The following is a 15329-nucleotide window of genomic DNA, read 5'->3' as shown; positions in this document are numbered from 1 at the left end:
TCCCCCGCCCCCGCCCTACGGCGGCGCACCCGGGTATCCCCCGCCGCCGGGTTATCCGCCGGCAGCCCCGTACGGCGCACCCGCCTTTCCCGGGCCCGACGGGTATCCGGTCGGCGGCTACGGAGGGCCTGCTCCCGGCACCAACAACCCGTTGGCCATCGGGTCGCTGGTCGCCTCGGTGCTCTCGGTGCCGCTGATGTTCCTCTGCTTCAGCGGATTCGCGGCGTCGATCGCAGGCATCGTGATGGGCATCATCGCGCTCAACCAGATCAAGCAGTCCGGCCAGGGCGGTCGCGGCATGGCCATCGCGGGCATCGTGGTCGGAGTGGCGGTGCCGCTGCTGGCCATCGTGGTGTTCATCATCATCGTCGCGGCGTCGCCGAGTTCGACGTCGACCTACTGACGTGACCAACCAGCCGGATCCGCCGTTCGGCGGCAGGGAATATCCACCCCTTGAGCACTCGCCGTCGACGGATCCGCTTGCGCCGCTGGACTATCCGGCCGATGCGGGACTGCCACCGCCGCTGTATCCGACGCCGCCGGCCGGGCCGGTCGGTTATCCGCAGGCCTATCCGGCACCGCCGCCCGGATATCCGGCGTACCCGTCGTACGGCTACCCACAGCACCGCGGCACGAGCGGTATGGCGATCGGCGCACTGGTGTGTTCGGCCTTGGGCCTGGTGGTCTGCCTGCCCGCGCCCATCGGCGTGATCCTGGGCATCATGGCCATGCGCGAGACCAAACGCACGGGCCAGGAAGGCTACGGGCTGGCGCTGGCCGCCGTCATCATCGGTGCGCTGATCACCGCGGGCATCGTCCTGTACGTCGTGTTCATGGTGCTGTTGGTCGCCATCAGCGGGACCAGCTGAGTCAGCGGGGCGGCTCGAAACGCGCGCCCTGGCGCGTCATCCCGGCCGCCCGGCCCTTACCGGCGACCACGAGCGCCATCTTGCGGCTGGCTTCGTCGATCATCTCGTCGCCGAGCATCACCGCTCCCCTGGCGCCACCCGCCCCTGACGTGTGCCAGTCGTAGGCCTCCAGGATCAGTTCGGCGTGATCGTAATCAGCCTGACGCGGGCTGAAGATCTCGTTGCCGGCGACGATCTGATCGGGATGCAGCACCCATTTGCCGTCGTAGCCCAGCGCCGCCGACCGGCCGGCCACGCGCCGGAACCCGTCGACGTCGCGGACCTTCACGTACGGCCCGTCGATCGCGTTGATGCCCCGGGCCCGCGCGGCGATCAGGATCCGCATCAGCACATGGTGATGCGCGTCGCCGATGTCGTAGCCCTCGGGCTGCCCGCCGACCTCCAGCGTGCGCATGTTGAGACTGGCCGCCATGTCGCCGGGGCCCAACACCAGGGCCTGCACCCGCGGCGCCGCCGCGATGGCGTCGATGTTGGTCAGACCCTGTGCGTTCTCGAGCTGCGCCTCGATGCCGATGCGGCCCACCGGCAGACGATGCGTGGTCTCCAACTGGGTGAGCAACAGATCGAGCGCCTGGACGTGCGCCACCTCGGTCACCTTGGGCAGCACGATCAGGTCCAGTGCCGCTCCGGCTGCCGCTACCACCTCGATCACGTCGGCATAGGTCCACGGCGTCGTCCAGTCGTTGACCCGGATGCCGCGCAGCTGCCCGGACCAGCCGTCGGAGGCCAGAGCAGCGGCCACCTGGGTGCGCGCCTGCGCCTTGGCGTCGGGCGCGACAGCGTCTTCCAGGTCCAGGAACACCTCGTCGGCAGGCAGGGTTTTGGCCTTCTCGATCATCTTTGCGCTGCTGCCGGGAACCGACAGACAGGTTCGACGGGGCCGATACAGGTTGTCCACGACCACACTCTCTACCCTTTGACTCATGGCGGCGGTGAACAGGGTCTACGCGGCCCGGCTGGCGGGGATGGTCGTGCTGGGCCCCGACGGGGAGTCCATCGGTCGCGTCCGCGATGTGGTGATCAGCATCAGTATCGTGCGCCAGCAGCCCAGGGTGCTCGGCCTGGTGGTCGAATTGCTCACGCGGAGAAGGATTTTCGTCCCCATTCTGCGGGTGACCGCGATCGAGCCCGGCTCGGTGACCCTGGCGACGGGCAGCGTGTCGCTGCGCCGTTTCGCGCAGCGGCCCGGTGAGGTTCTGGTGCTGGGCCAGGTGGTGGAGACCCGGGTCCGAGTCGACGATCCAGACCTGCCGCAACTTGCCGGTATCGACGTGGTGGTAACCGATCTCGGCATCGAGCAGACCCGGACCAGGGACTGGATGGTGACGCGCGTCGCGGTGCGCCCACAGCGCAGGCTGGGCCGCCGCAGCAACATCCACGTGGTCGACTGGCAGAACGTGCAGGGGTTGACCCCGTCGGGGCTGGCGATGCCCGATCAGGGCGTGGCGTCGTTGCTGGAGCAGTTCGAGGGCCAGCGGCCGGTCGAGGTCGCCGAGGCGCTGCGTGAGCTGCCCGCCAAGCGCCGCTACGAGTTGTTCCGCGCACTCGACGACGAACGCCTGGCTGACGTGCTGCAGGAGCTGCCCGAAGACGAACAGGCCCAGGCGCTGCAGCAGCTCAATACCGAACGCGCTGCCGACGTGCTCGAGGCGATGGACCCTGACGACGCCGCGGACCTGCTCGGCACGCTGACGCCCGCCGACGCCGAGGTACTGCTGGGTCGCATGGACCCGGAGGACTCCGAGGACGTGCGACGGCTGCTGTCGCACTCACCGGACACCGCCGGCGGTCTGATGACTTCGGAGCCGGTGGTGCTGGCCCCGGACACGACGGTCGCCGAAGCGCTGGCGCGGGTGCGCGATCCGGACCTGACACCTGCGCTGGCGTCGCTGGCGTTCGTCGCCCGGGCACCAACGGCCACGCCGACCGGCCAGTACCTCGGCTGCGTGCATCTGCAGCGGCTGCTGCGCGAGCCGCCCGCGGCGCTGGTCAGCGGCATCGTCGACACCGATCTGCCCAACCTCGGTCCCGGGGACTCGCTGGCCGCGGTCACCCGGTACTTCGCCGCGTACAACCTGGTCTGCGGCCCGGTCGTCGATGAGGAGAATCACTTGCTGGGCGCGGTGTCGGTCGACGATCTGCTCGACCACCTACTCCCCGACGACTGGCGTGAGCGCGAGGAGCCTGCGCTGCCGGTGGCGGGCTCATGAGCGATCTGTCGGCGCGGCAGCGGCTCGACACTCCCCGCGCCACGCGTGGCTTCGGGCTGCACGTCGACGTCGAGGCGGTGGGCCGGTTCAGCGAATCCATCGCCCGGTTTCTGGGCACCGGGCGTTACCTGGCCATCCAGACGATCATCGTGGTTGTCTGGATCGCGCTGAACCTGGTCTCCATCAAGCTGCAGTGGGACCCGTACCCGTTCATCCTGCTCAACCTGGCGTTCTCGACGCAGGCGGCCTACGCGGCACCGCTGATCCTGCTGGCGCAGAACCGGCAGGAGAACCGCGACCGCGTGGCTCTTGAGGAGGACCGCAGGCGCGCCGAGCAGACCAAGGCCGACACCGAATATCTGGCGCGGGAACTGGCCGCGCTGCGGCTCGCGGTCGGCGAAGTCGCGACCCGAGACTATCTGCGCCGCGAATTGGAAGAACTCCACGAGGCGATCAGCGGATTGCAGAAACGCACGAAACGCGGTGGTCGGTCCGGCAAAGGCGATGACTCAGGGCGCGCCGCCAAAGCCAGTGACGCCGACGTCAGTGAACCATTGTCGCAACAAGAGCAACCGGATTAGTTATGGTGACTTCGTTCACACGCTTTTTGTCGGCTGAAAACGACGTCAGGACGGTTAAGTGCGCGTAGGGGGAGGTGCGGCTTTCGTAGTCGCCGCTCGACGCCGACTTGGTCGGCTCGCCCATGCCGACGTGCTGTCCAGCCCCCGTGGGCGCGGGATTCTCGGCGTGGCGGCGCTCTCCCCGATCATCCTGGCCGGCGCCGTAGGGGCGTCCGGGCCGGTACCGGCCAGCAACGTCAGCGATGCCGCGGTCACGCCGCTGGCCGCCGTCGAACCGTCGCCCGACCAATCCGGGCCCGCGGTGGTCGCCGCGGCGAAAGCGCCGACCATGTTCCACATCGCCACCGCGACAGTGTCGGCTCCCCCGCCCGCGATGATTGTGAATTCCCCAGGGACCCTTGGCATTCCATCGATCGCACTGGCCGCCTATCGCAATGCCGAGCGGATGATGGCGGCGGCCGCGCCCGGCTGCGGCATCAGCTGGAACCTGCTGGCAGGCATCGGCCGGATCGAGTCCGGGCACGCGAACGGCGGCGCAACGGACGTCCGCGGAACCGCGGTACGCCCGATCTACGGGCCTGCGCTGGACGGCACCCTGCCCGGCAACGAGGTGATCGTGCAGAGCGCCCAGGCAGGCCGGGTCACCTACGCCAGGGCCATGGGACCCATGCAGTTCCTGCCCGGAACCTGGGCCCGGTACGCGTCCGACGGAGACGGTGACGGCAAGGCCGACGTGCAGAACGTCTTCGACGCGTCGCTGGCCGCCGCACGGTATCTGTGCTCGGGCGGGCTCAATCTGCGGGATTCCTCTCAGGTCATGACGGCGATCCTGCGGTACAACAACTCCGTCGCTTATGCCCAGAACGTCATGGGCTGGGCGGCGGCGTATGCGACCGGCGTGGTACCGGTCAATCTGCCCCCGATCACCGGATCCATCCCGCCCATCGGCGATGCGCATCTGGACAACCCCGAAGGTCTCGGCCCCGGATTGCCCATGAATGCCACCGGCCTGCCGCCCGGTGACCCGATGGCGCTCATCCCTGTGCTGGGCGGTGGCGATGCCGCAGCCCAGCTGACCGGCGCCAACGTTCCCGGCTTCGCGCCGGGACAGGTGCTGGGCCCGCTGCCCGGGCCCGCACAGGCCATGCCGTCGCCGACGCCGACCGCACCGCCGCCATGGGTTCCGCCGTGGGAGCAGCCGCCGCCGCCACCGCCCACCTGCGTGGTGTTCTGCCTCAGTGACACGCCGCCGCCCGCGGCCCCGGCGCCCACTCCGGCCCCTGGACCTGTGCCCGGGCCCGCGCTCGGCCCCGCGCCTGGGCCTGCTCCCGGCCCGGCACCGGGGCCTGCCCCGGGCCCGGCCTGACGCCGGGACCGGCTCGATCGGACACCGCCGTAGAATCTGCGGTGATGTCCGAATCTGCCACAGAGCTGCCCGCCGCGGTTCGCGCTGCCTTGACCAAAGTGATCGATCCCGAACTCCGGCGACCGATCACCGATCTCGGCATGGTCAAGAACATCACGATCGAACCCGACAGCGGGGTTCACGTGGAGATCTACCTGACCACTGCGGCCTGCCCGAAGAAGAACGAGATCGCCGATCTGGTGTCCAAGGCCGTCACCGACGTGCCCGGTACCGGCTCGGTCAAGGTCAGCCTCGACGTGATGAACGACGAGCAGCGCGCCGAACTGCGCAAGCAGCTCCGCGGCGATTCGCGCGAGCCGGTGATCCCGTTCGCCCAGTCGGGTTCGCTGACGCGGGTGTACGCCGTCGCGTCGGGCAAGGGTGGCGTCGGCAAGTCGAGCGTGACCGTGAACCTGGCCGCGGCGCTGGCCGCACGCGGCCTGTCCGTCGGCCTGCTCGACGCCGACATCTACGGGCACTCCGTGCCGCGGATGATGGGCACAGCCGATCGGCCCACCCAGGTCGACTCGATGATCCTGCCGCCCGTCGCCCACGACGTGAAGGTCATCTCGATCGCGATGTTCACGCAGGGCAACACGCCTGTGGTGTGGCGTGGCCCCATGCTGCACCGCGCACTGCAGCAGTTCCTCGCCGACGTGTACTGGGGCGATCTCGACGTGCTGCTGCTCGATCTGCCGCCGGGCACCGGCGACGTCGCGATCTCGGTGGCACAGCTGATCCCCGGTGCGGAGATCCTCGTGGTGACCACTCCCCAAGCCGCGGCCGCCGAGGTCGCCGAGCGTGCGGGCGCCATCGCGGTGCAGACCCGGCAGCGCATCGCCGGAGTCGTGGAGAACATGTCCGGCATGGTGTTGCCCGATGGTACGACGCTGCAGCTGTTCGGCGAGGGCGGCGGCCGCCAGGTGGCCGATTCGCTGACCCGCACGGTCGGAGCCGAGGTGCCGCTGCTGGGTCAGGTCCCGATCGATCCGGCGCTGGTGTCCGCGGGCGACGAGGGTGTTCCGCTGGTGCTGTCCGCACCGGACTCGCCTGCCGCTCAGGAGCTGAGCAAAGTCGCCGATGCGCTCACCAGCCGCAAACGCGGGCTGGCGGGCATGTCGCTGGGCCTCGACCCGGCAGGCCGCTAGACCCGTCGTCGGGCTTACGGCCTCGACGGCCGCGCCGGAATGGCATTATTAACGCCTGTTCTCGCAGCGGCCGCCGTGTGGATCGAGGCGCGATGGATACGGACCAGGTCATACGCATTGCGCTGACCGTGCTGACTCCCGTCATCACCGCCGGAATCGGCATCGTCGCACTGATGGTCGGAGACTGGCGGGAACGCCGGACCCAGGCCGGGAGCCGCAAGCTGGCCTTCGACGATGCCAGCAGGCAGGTGGCGTTCGCCTCCGAGTGGTGGAATGCCAGCAAGCTGGTCGCCGACTCGCCCGAAGCTCAGCAACGCGCGGCCGAACAGGCGCAGAGTTGGCTGGCGGAGGCCTCGACGCTGGTCACCAGGTCCGAGCCGCCGCCCGTCGAGAAGAAGCCGTCGGTCACGCTGCGTCGCCTGCTGCTTGCCTACCCGATGCGGCGGCGCCCGGCGCGCATCCTTCGAGCGTTCTACTGGTTCAGCCTCGGCATCGTTGCCCAAAACGTCAGCTCGGCGCTGGCTTCGGCATTCGGACGCACCGACACGCTCGGCGTCGCCGACTACTTTTCCGGCGGTTTCGTCTATGGCGACGTCCTTGCCGTCGCGATCACGACATTGTTTGCCCTCGCATTTCGCTTCGCCGCCATGCGGGTGGAGGCCTCTGATGCCGAGGCGGCCGATCAGCGGCTCACTGTGCGCAGCGCGCTGGTGCTGTACCGGCTGCGGCGGCCTGCGGCGATGATCGCCCGCATCGTCTTCGCCCTATGGGTCGTGCTGACCGCGGCGGTCGCCGTCCTCGTGGTGGTGGCGGCCTACGACGACCCGCGGCTGATCCCGGCCAATCTGCTGGCGTTGGCCGTGTTCGTGGGATGGGCGCTGGGCCTGCGGTACTGGGTGGTCTCGCTCGAAGAACGCGGCGCCGACGCGTCGACGCTCAGGTGGCGTCCGGGTCGAACACCGTCCCGGTCGGCTTCTGCTGCGGCGGCGTCGGCGGCGGGGTCACCGTCGGCGGCTGTTGTGCCAGCTCCTGCGCCTGCTTCTCGTCGAATTTCCCCGTGAGGAACGAGTCGTCGCCTTCGAGCAGATGCTTGGTGATGGCAGCGCGCGGTGTCATGCCCCGCAGCTTCTGCAGTTCGGCGAGCGGCTCGCGCAGGTCCTCGAACTCCGGGCCCAGGTCTTCGCGCAGCTGGCTGGTGGCGCCGCTGACGTAGTCACGGACCTGGCGCAGTGCGCCGGAGGTCCACCGGATCGCACCGGGTAGCCGTTCGGGGCCGAGGATCACCAGGCCGGCGATCACCAGCACGAGCATCTCGCCCCACCCGATGTTGGCGAACACGATTTACTGCTTTTTTTGGTCGTCGCCGATGGGCGTGATCATCAGGGTCAGCGGACGACCTTCGCGGACCACCTCGATGGGAACTTCCTGACCGACGTTGAGCTGACGCACCGCGACCACGAACTCGTCACCGTCGGCCACCTTGCGATCGCCGATCTTGACGACGACGTCGTTCTCCAGAATGCCGGCCTTCTCGGCGGGACTGCCCGGGCTCACATCGCTGACCTTGGCGCCCGACGCCACGCTGTTGCTCACCGACACGGCCGTCAGCCCCAGCGACGGGTGCACGATCTTGCCGTCCTGGATGAGCTTCTCGGCCACCCGCTTGACCTCGTTGACCGGGATGGCGAAGCCCAGACCACTCGCGCTGTCCGACAACGACTTTCCTGCGGTGTTGATCCCGATGACCTCGGAGTCCATGTTGATCAGCGGCCCACCGGAGTTGCCGTGGTTGATCGAGGCGTCGGTCTGCACGCCGTCGATCACGGTGTCGGTGTCGGAGCCTTCGCCGGACAACGGCACGGGGCGGTGCAGCGCGCTGATGATGCCGTGCGTGACGGTGCTGCGCAGGCCGAGCGGGGCACCCGCGGCGATCACTTCCTGACCGACCTGCAGCTTCTCCGAATCGCCCATGCGGGCCACGCTGAGGTGGTCGACATTGTCGACCTTGAGCACCGCGACGTCAGTCTTGGGATCGCGGCCGATCAAGCGGGCCGGGACGACGGTGCCGTCGTTGAAAACCACGCTGAGCTGGTAATCGGCAGGCTTGGCTGCGGCGTCGGAGATCACGTGATTGTTGGTGACGATGAAGCCGGACTTGTCGATCACCACACCCGAGCCCTGCGAGCCCTCGGTTTTGCCCTTGGCCTCGATGGTGACGACGGAGTCGGCCACCGCGGCGGCGACGGTCGCGAACCGGCCCGCGGGCGGCTCCGGGTTGTTGCCGGTCTCCAGTGTCACCTTCGACGTGGTGAACGCCTGCACGGTCTCGGCCGTCATGCGGCCCACGACGCCGCCGAACACGCCGACCAGCAGGGCGATCAGCCCGAGCGTGACCAAGGCGAGTACGGAGACCCTGCGGCCGAACAGCACATCGCGCAAGCCCAGCTTGGTGACCGGTTCGGTGCTGACCGGGTGCGGCGTCGGCGGCCGGGCCGGAGTGCCGAGGGCAACGGCGGCAGCCGGATCTCGCCACGGGTCGGCGACCTCGTCCTCGCCGTCACCGTCCCGCTCGGCCGCCAGAGCTCCCGCATCGGCGGGGTGGCGCTGCAGGGAGTACTCGCCGGTGCGCCCGAAGGCCTCGGCCAACACCGGATCCGGGGCCTGGTCCCTGGGCGTGTACTCGCCCTGGTCCGCATATTTCTCGGCACCGAGGAACGATCCGTCGACGCCGGCCGGCCGCCCGAATGCACGCTGCGATGCCGGGTCGACGGGTGGCCGCTGAACAGCACGGGGCGCCAAGCGGTCGTTCTCGCCGGGCTGATCCTGGTCGGTCAACGGTGTATCACTCTCTGATCGGAGCGCCCGCTGCGGCCAGACAGCCTGCGCGGGACACTAGCTCGCGTGTTGTTCTAGCCTACCGGCGCTTACGCCGCGCCCGATTCGGGTCGTCAGCAAACTCGCCCTGGTTCGGCCATTCGGCGGCCTGATGCGGCGCGTGGTGCGGTATCTGCGACAACATGCCCAGCAAGCTGTGGGGAATTGAGATCGGGCACGAGTCTCGCAATGCCGCGCGGGCCTGCCCCTGAGCGTCCACCTCGGCCGCGCAGTCGGGACACAGCGAAAGATGGTGTGCGGCCCGCAGGTGCGCGGTCATCCGCAGCTCGCCGTCCACGAAGGCCGCGATGGCCTCGGTCGACAGGTGCTCAGTGGATCCGAACTGACGCGGCGCGCCCACCGGCGCATCGCTCTGGGACGCAAATTGCGCAGGCAGCCAGGAGAATGCGCGACGGAACACGTGTCCCGGGTCGACCATCACCCAGCTCCTCTCGGGCACATTTGAACCTCATTAGTGAATGTAGCGCGGGACCCGGCCCGAGGCACTCATGACAGCTCAGGCGGACTGAGCAGTTTCCGGAGAGTGTTTGGCGAGATAGTCACGCAGCGCCTGGCGGCCCCGGTGAATACGGCTACGCACAGTGCCCAGCTTGACGTCCAGCGTCGCGCCGATCTCCTCGTAGGACAGACCCTCGATGTCGCACAACACCACGGCGGCACGGAACTCGGGAGCCAGCGAGTCCAGCGCGGCCTGCAGGTCAGCGCCCAAACGCGAGTCGTGGTAGATCTGCTCGGGGTTGGGGTCGTCGGCAGGCACGCGGTCGTAGTCCTCCGGCAGCGCTTCCATCCGGATGCGCCCGCGGCGCCGCACCATGTCCAGGAAGAGGTTTGTGGTGATGCGGTGGAGCCAGCCCTCGAACGTGCCGGGCTGATAGTTCTGCAGCGACCGGAACACGCGAATGAAGGTTTCCTGAGTCAGGTCCTCGGCGTCGTGCTGGTTGCCGGACAGGCGATAGGCCAGCCTGTACACCCGGTCGGCGTGTTGGCGCACCAGCTCGTCCCAGGACGGCATGGCAGCCTGGTCGCCGGTCGCGTCGAAAACGGCGGTGCCGGTCAGTTCGTCGGATGGCTGAACCCACTCGTCTTCGGTGTACTGCTCCAGGTGGGACATGGTCACCGGGGCGGGCTGGGATGTGCTGATCGACTGAGATGCGATGGTCGTCGGTTCCTCCTGGTCACAGACCTCATGAGAGCTAACACGCGGGCCAATGTCGTTATTCCAAGTCCGCTCCACAGAGCGCGGGAGACGGCCGTGTTCCATGCGAGTTACCGTTCCCCATGCCGGTGAGGCGGGCATATGAGCAAACTTAACTTTCCCTGAGAATCCCAGCGATATGCGTCACAACCTGCGCAAATCACCTGATTTCCTGCCGGAATCGCCGCCCGGCGCGGGCGTGTCGCGACGGCCGCGGTGGCTACTGGCCTACGCTGCGGGCATGGTCAGCTCCGACGAGACTCAGGGTCAGGCGCACCCCAGCCACGCCGAGGCGATCGTGACGCACGCCGAACGGTCGATTTCCGAGGATTCGATCGTGGCAGCCGCCCGCGAACGCGCCGTCGACATCGGCGCCGGGGCCGTCACCCCGGCGGTCGGCGCACTGTTGAGCGTGCTGGCGCGGCTCACCGGCGGCCGAGCCGTGGTGGAGGTGGGCACCGGCGCCGGGGTCAGCGGGCTGTGGCTGCTCTCGGGCATGCGCGACGACGGCGTGCTCACGACCATCGACGTCGAGCCCGAGCATCTGCGGATCGCCAAGCAGGGGTTCAGCGAAGCCGGGGTGGGGCCGGGACGGACCCGGCTGATCAGCGGGCGCGCCCAAGACGTACTGACCCGGCTCGCCGACGAGTCCTACGACCTGGTGTTCGTCGACGCCGACCCGGTCGACCAGCCGCAGTTCGTGACCGAAGGGGTCCGACTGCTGCGGGAAGGCGGCGCCATCGTGGTGCACCGGGCCGCGCTCGGCGGCCGCGCCGGCGACGCCACCGCGCGCGACGCCGAGGTGACCGCAGTGCGGGAAGCCGCCCGGCTCATCGCCGAAGACGAGCGGCTCACTCCCGTGCTCATACCCCTCGGTGACGGCCTGCTCGCCGCCGTCCGCGACTAGCCCTCTCCCGCCGCACCTTCTCCCGCCGCACCTGCTCCCGGGGCACTTTTCCCGCCGAGCAGACGCCCCGGTACGCGACACGCCGCGTTTGGCGTACCGCCGTGACTGCTCGCGCCTATTCGGCATTTTTACGGATTCCTGACGGGCCACCCCTTGACGCTGCACTGAACGCGTGTTTAGCGTACTAAACATGCGTTCAGTCGATGAAGATAGAACGACCACGGCGAGAATCCGCGACGCCGCGATCGACCAGTTCGGCCAACACGGATTCAGTGTGGGCCTACGCACCATCGCCGAAGCCGCCGGCGTGAGTGCAGCCTTGGTGATTCACCACTTCGGCTCCAAGGACGGCCTGCGCAAGTCCTGCGATGCCTATGTGGCCGAAGTCATCCGCGATGCCAAGTCGGAGTCGATGCAGACCACCGACCCCGCGAGTTGGCTCGCCCAGATGTCCGAGATCGAGTCGTTCGCACCCCTGGTCGCCTACCTGGTACGCAGCATGCAGTCCGGCAGCGACCTGGCAAAGTCGTTCTGGCGCACGATGCTTGAGAACGCCGAGCAGTACCTCGAGGAGGGCGTGCGCACCGGTGTGCTCAAGCCGAGCCGGGACCCCAAGGCACGGGCCCGCTATCTGGCGATCTGCGGCGGCGGCGCGTTCCTGCTGTACATCCAGATGCACGAAAACCCAACGGATCTGCGCACAGTCCTGCACGACTACGGCGAAGACATGGTGTTGCCCGCGCTCGAGATCTACACCAACGGCCTGATGGCCGATTCCACCATGTACGACGCGTTCCTGGCCCAGCGCGAAAAGGGCATTCCGTTCAGCGGCCCGGACGCGGAAGCAGCGATCCGACCGGAAGGAGCCTGACCATGTCTGAAGCAGCAATCGAAATCCACGGACTGTCAAAGTCTTTCGGACGCACCAAGGCACTCGACGGACTCAACCTGAGTGTGCCGCCAGGCGCTGTCACCGGCTTCCTCGGACCCAACGGCGCAGGCAAGTCCACCACCATCAGGGTGCTGCTCGGCCTGCTGCGCGCCGACGGTGGAACCGTCCGCCTGCTCGGCGGCGATCCCTGGCACGACGCCGTTGCCCTGCATCGCAGGATCGCCTACGTGCCAGGCGATGTGACGTTGTGGCCCAATCTGACCGGCATGCAGGTCATCGACTTTCTGACCGGACTGCGCGGCAACAACATCGACACCCGCAGGCGCGATCAGCTCATCGAACGCTTCGAGCTGGATCCGCACAAGAAGGCCAGGACCTACTCCAAGGGCAATCGACAGAAGGTTGCGATCGTCGCGGCCTTCAGCACCAACGCCGAGCTCTACATACTCGACGAACCCACGTCGGGGCTCGACCCGTTGATGGAGAAGGCTTTTCAGCAGTGCGTCAGCGAGGTATCGGCGCGCGGCGCCGCGGTGCTGCTGTCGAGCCACATTCTCGCCGAGGTGGAGAAGCTGTGCGACAGCGTGACCATCATCCGCGCAGGCCGCACCGTGCGGTCCGGCACACTCAGCCAGCTGCGGCACCTCATGCAGACCACGGTGCAGGTGCGCACAAGCACCGACGGCCAAGTGCTGCAACGGATGCCGTTCGTACACGACTTCTCGATCGCCGATGGCCACTACCGCTTCTCGGTCGACCGCACCGACCTCGACCGGACCATGGCAGAGCTGGCCGATCTCGGCATCCGGGACCTGTCGGTGACGCCGGCGTCGCTGGAAGATCTGTTCCTGCGCGAGTACCAGCGGGTGTCGTCATGACCACCGCCCCCATGCTCGCGGCGAGGCCATCGTTCGCCGGAACCGCCGACCTGCTGCGGCTGGCGGTCCGTCGCGACCGGGTGCGACTCAGCGTCTGGATCGCCGTCGTGACGCTGATGATGGTCTACGCACCCAACGCCATCAAGTTGGCCTATCCCGAAGAACAGCAACGCTTGTCGCGTGTCGAACTGCTCAAGACACCCGCGGGCACCATGCTCGGCGGTCCGATGTTCGGCCGCAACGAGACCGATCTCGGCGTGATGATGGCCAACGAGCTGATGCTCACCCTGATCATCGCCACCTCGATTCTGGCCATCTCCACGGTGATTCGCCACACCCGTGCCGAGGAGGAAAGCGGCGCCGCCGAACTCGTGCTGTCCTCGGTGGTCGGCAGGCACGCCCGCACCTTTGCCGCGCTGGCGCTGATCGGCGCGGTCAATGCGGTGCTGGCGGTCACCATGACCGTGGGGATGGTCGCGACCGGGTTCGCGGTCGTCGACACAGCCGCCATGTGTCTGGGCATCACCGGTGTCGCGATGGTGTTCGGCGCGGTCGCCGCCGTCACTGCGCAACTGTGGCGACAGGCCCGTACCGCCAGCGGCGCCGCGATGGGCGCACTGGCCCTGGCCGCACTGGTGCGCGGTGTCGGCGATGTCATCAATTCCTCCGGCAGCGCACTGAGCTGGTTCTCGCCCATCGCCTGGGCCCAGCAGATGCGGTCGTTCGTGGAACTGCGCTGGTGGCCCCTGGCGATGCTTGTGGCGCTCGCGGTGGCACTGATGCTGCTCGCGGCGGCGTTGGAGACCCGACGGCAGTACGACGACGGCAATCTGCCATCCACCGGTGAACGAGTGAATGCCCATCGGATTTCCGGCCCCTTCGTGCTGCATCTGACCCTGCAGCGCGGCCCGACCATCGGTTGGGGCGTGGGGTTGTTCCTGGCCGGGCTGGCGTTCGGTTCGATGACGAAATCGCTGTTGGACGCGGCGCGCACCAATGAGCTGATCGCCCGGGTGCTGGACGCCCAGGGCAACGACGGGGTGTACACCACCATGACGCAGTTCCTGGCCGCGGCGACGTCGGCCTACGTGGTCTCGGCCGTTCTGCGGGTGTACAGCGACGAGCAGGCCGGCCTGGGTGAAGCGGTCCTGGCGGGCGCGACGTCGCGGTGGCGCTGGCTGCTCGAGGCGGTGGCTTCGGCCGTGCTCGGATCGGCGGTGCTGATGTTGCTGGCCGGCTTGGGCAATGGATTGGGCGCAGGCGTGACGCTCGGTGAACCCGCCACCATCGCCCGGCTCACGTTGGCCGGACTGGGATTCGTACCCGCCATGGCAGTGCTGGCCGGCGTCGCGGCTCTCGCGGTTGCCTTGCGGCGGCCCTGGATCGGTTGGCTGGCAGTCACTTTCGTCATCGTCGCGCTGTATCTCGGTGCGCTGCTGAGGCTCCCCCACTGGCTGTTGCAGCTCTCGCCCGTCGGCCGGACCACCATACCCAGCCACGTGCCGCTCACCGCGTTGGCGGTGATGCTCATCGCCGCAGCAACTTTGACGCTCATCGCTGGGTGGGTCTACCGCAACCGCGATGCCGTGTAGCAGGGAGAACGTCATGCTCAAACTCATCATGCAAACCGCGGTGTCGGCCGTATTCGGTGTGGTTTTGTTGGGTTTCGCGTTGTTCGCGTCGGCAGGCACGCTCGACTATTGGCGGGCCTGGGTTTTCATCGCCGTGTTCGCGGTCGCCACCCTGGTTCCCAGTTTTTATCTGGCGGTCAAAGACCCCGCCGCGCTGCAACGCCGGATGCGTGGCGGACCGAAAGCCGAAACCAGGACGGTGCAGAAGATCGTCATCACCGTCAGCCTGATATCCGTGGTCGCCGTGCTGATCATCAGCGCGGTCGACCACCGCGAGGGCTGGTCGTACGTGCCCGTCCCCGTGGTGATCCTGGGCGATGTGCTGGTGCTGGCCGGGCTCGGGCTGGCGCAGGCCGTCGTCTTCCAGAACAGCTTCGCCGGTGCCAGCATCCGCGTGGAGGCCGAACAGCGGGTGGTGAGCACCGGTCTGTATGGCGTGGTGCGTCATCCGATGTATGTCGGCACGGTGCTCCTGATGATCGGAATACCGTTGGCGCTGGGCTCCTATTGGGGTCTGCTGGCGGTGGTGGTGACCGTGCCGGCGTTGGCAGTGCGGATCACCGACGAGGAGAAGATGTTGCGCACCGAACTCGACGGGTACGCCGCCTACACGGAGAAGGTGCGCTACCGCCTAGTGCCTTACGTGTGGTGAGCCGGA

The 15329-nt window shown here is 68.0% G+C and carries 16 protein-coding genes; 11 read left to right on the top strand and 5 right to left on the bottom strand.

The window, feature by feature from the left end:
• Positions 1-403 (top strand): DUF4190 domain-containing protein (locus RMCB_RS23810; protein WP_131805569.1); only part of this gene is annotated, 403 nt, incomplete at its 5' end.
• A gap of 1 nt (position 404) precedes the next feature.
• Entirely contained in the window at positions 405-869 is a 465-nt protein-coding gene (locus RMCB_RS23805) for a DUF4190 domain-containing protein (protein WP_084388589.1), read from the top strand.
• Position 870: 1 nt separating this feature from the next.
• On the opposite strand, the gene RMCB_RS23800 is transcribed toward RMCB_RS23805, so the two are convergent.
• On the bottom strand, positions 871-1827 hold the full coding sequence (locus RMCB_RS23800; RefSeq protein ID WP_109784403.1) for an HpcH/HpaI aldolase/citrate lyase family protein: 957 nt from the start codon (positions 1825-1827) through the stop codon (positions 871-873).
• A 25-nt stretch (positions 1828-1852) separates the two neighbouring features.
• On the opposite strand from RMCB_RS23800, the gene RMCB_RS23795 reads away from it, so the two are divergent.
• Genes RMCB_RS23795 through RMCB_RS23780 form a run of 4 tightly spaced genes read left to right on the top strand, consistent with a single transcriptional unit; the run spans position 1853 to position 6273 of the window.
• Positions 1853-3139, top strand: a complete 1287-nt coding sequence (locus RMCB_RS23795) for a magnesium transporter MgtE N-terminal domain-containing protein (RefSeq protein WP_029366597.1) — start codon at positions 1853-1855, stop codon at positions 3137-3139.
• Positions 3136-3720: a DUF1003 domain-containing protein gene (locus RMCB_RS23790; protein WP_062830722.1), complete on the top strand. Its 585-nt coding sequence runs from the start codon at positions 3136-3138 to the stop codon at positions 3718-3720. Before RMCB_RS23795 ends, RMCB_RS23790 begins: the two co-directional genes overlap by 4 nt.
• 58 nt (positions 3721-3778) lie before the next feature.
• A complete protein-coding gene (locus RMCB_RS23785) occupies positions 3779-5086 on the top strand; it encodes a lytic transglycosylase domain-containing protein (protein ID WP_084388588.1) in 1308 nt (435 codons plus the stop codon).
• Positions 5087-5130: 44 nt separating this feature from the next.
• Positions 5131-6273 carry an Mrp/NBP35 family ATP-binding protein gene (locus RMCB_RS23780; RefSeq protein ID WP_062830721.1) on the top strand — a complete coding sequence of 381 codons (1143 nt, stop codon included), beginning with the start codon at positions 5131-5133 and terminating at the stop codon, positions 6271-6273.
• Positions 6274-7209: 936 nt separating this feature from the next.
• On the opposite strand, the gene tatB is transcribed toward RMCB_RS23780, so the two are convergent.
• The 4 genes from tatB to sigE all read right to left on the bottom strand — a co-directional run bounded on the left by tatB (position 7210) and on the right by sigE (position 10429).
• A complete protein-coding gene (gene tatB, locus RMCB_RS23770) occupies positions 7210-7611 on the bottom strand; it encodes a Sec-independent protein translocase protein TatB (protein ID WP_029366587.1) in 402 nt (133 codons plus the stop codon).
• Positions 7612-7614: 3 nt separating this feature from the next.
• Complete coding sequence (gene htrA / locus RMCB_RS23765; protein WP_029366586.1) at positions 7615-9108, bottom strand: serine protease HtrA; 1494 nt, start codon at positions 9106-9108, stop codon at positions 7615-7617.
• Between the two features lie 79 nt (positions 9109-9187).
• Entirely contained in the window at positions 9188-9586 is a 399-nt protein-coding gene (gene rseA, locus RMCB_RS23760; protein WP_029366583.1) for an anti-sigma E factor RseA, read from the bottom strand.
• Between the two features lie 78 nt (positions 9587-9664).
• Positions 9665-10429, bottom strand: coding sequence for an RNA polymerase sigma factor SigE (gene sigE, locus RMCB_RS23755; protein WP_029366581.1), 765 nt, complete (start codon positions 10427-10429; stop codon positions 9665-9667).
• 175 nt (positions 10430-10604) lie between these two features.
• On the opposite strand from sigE, the gene RMCB_RS23750 reads away from it, so the two are divergent.
• The 5 genes from RMCB_RS23750 to RMCB_RS23730 all read left to right on the top strand — a co-directional run bounded on the left by RMCB_RS23750 (position 10605) and on the right by RMCB_RS23730 (position 15323).
• The gene (locus tag RMCB_RS23750) at positions 10605-11270 is read left to right on the top strand and encodes an O-methyltransferase (protein WP_029366580.1); all 666 of its coding nucleotides are present in this window, start codon (positions 10605-10607) and stop codon (positions 11268-11270) included.
• A gap of 190 nt (positions 11271-11460) precedes the next feature.
• Positions 11461-12141 carry a TetR/AcrR family transcriptional regulator gene (locus RMCB_RS23745; RefSeq protein ID WP_062830720.1) on the top strand — a complete coding sequence of 227 codons (681 nt, stop codon included), beginning with the start codon at positions 11461-11463 and terminating at the stop codon, positions 12139-12141.
• A gap of 2 nt (positions 12142-12143) precedes the next feature.
• The gene (locus tag RMCB_RS23740) at positions 12144-13040 is read left to right on the top strand and encodes an ABC transporter ATP-binding protein (protein ID WP_036422250.1); all 897 of its coding nucleotides are present in this window, start codon (positions 12144-12146) and stop codon (positions 13038-13040) included.
• Positions 13037-14632 carry an ABC transporter permease gene (locus tag RMCB_RS23735; RefSeq protein WP_062830719.1) on the top strand — a complete coding sequence of 532 codons (1596 nt, stop codon included), beginning with the start codon at positions 13037-13039 and terminating at the stop codon, positions 14630-14632. The genes RMCB_RS23740 and RMCB_RS23735 overlap by 4 nt, the downstream gene beginning before the upstream one ends.
• A gap of 13 nt (positions 14633-14645) precedes the next feature.
• On the top strand, positions 14646-15323 hold the full coding sequence (locus tag RMCB_RS23730) for a methyltransferase family protein (RefSeq protein WP_062830741.1): 678 nt from the start codon (positions 14646-14648) through the stop codon (positions 15321-15323).
• The last annotated feature ends 6 nt before the right edge of the window (positions 15324-15329 follow it).

This window comes from Mycolicibacterium brisbanense, assembly GCF_001570425.1.
Classification (GTDB): domain Bacteria; phylum Actinomycetota; class Actinomycetes; order Mycobacteriales; family Mycobacteriaceae; genus Mycobacterium; species Mycobacterium brisbanense.
This window is presented reverse-complemented; position numbering and strand designations above follow the sequence as displayed.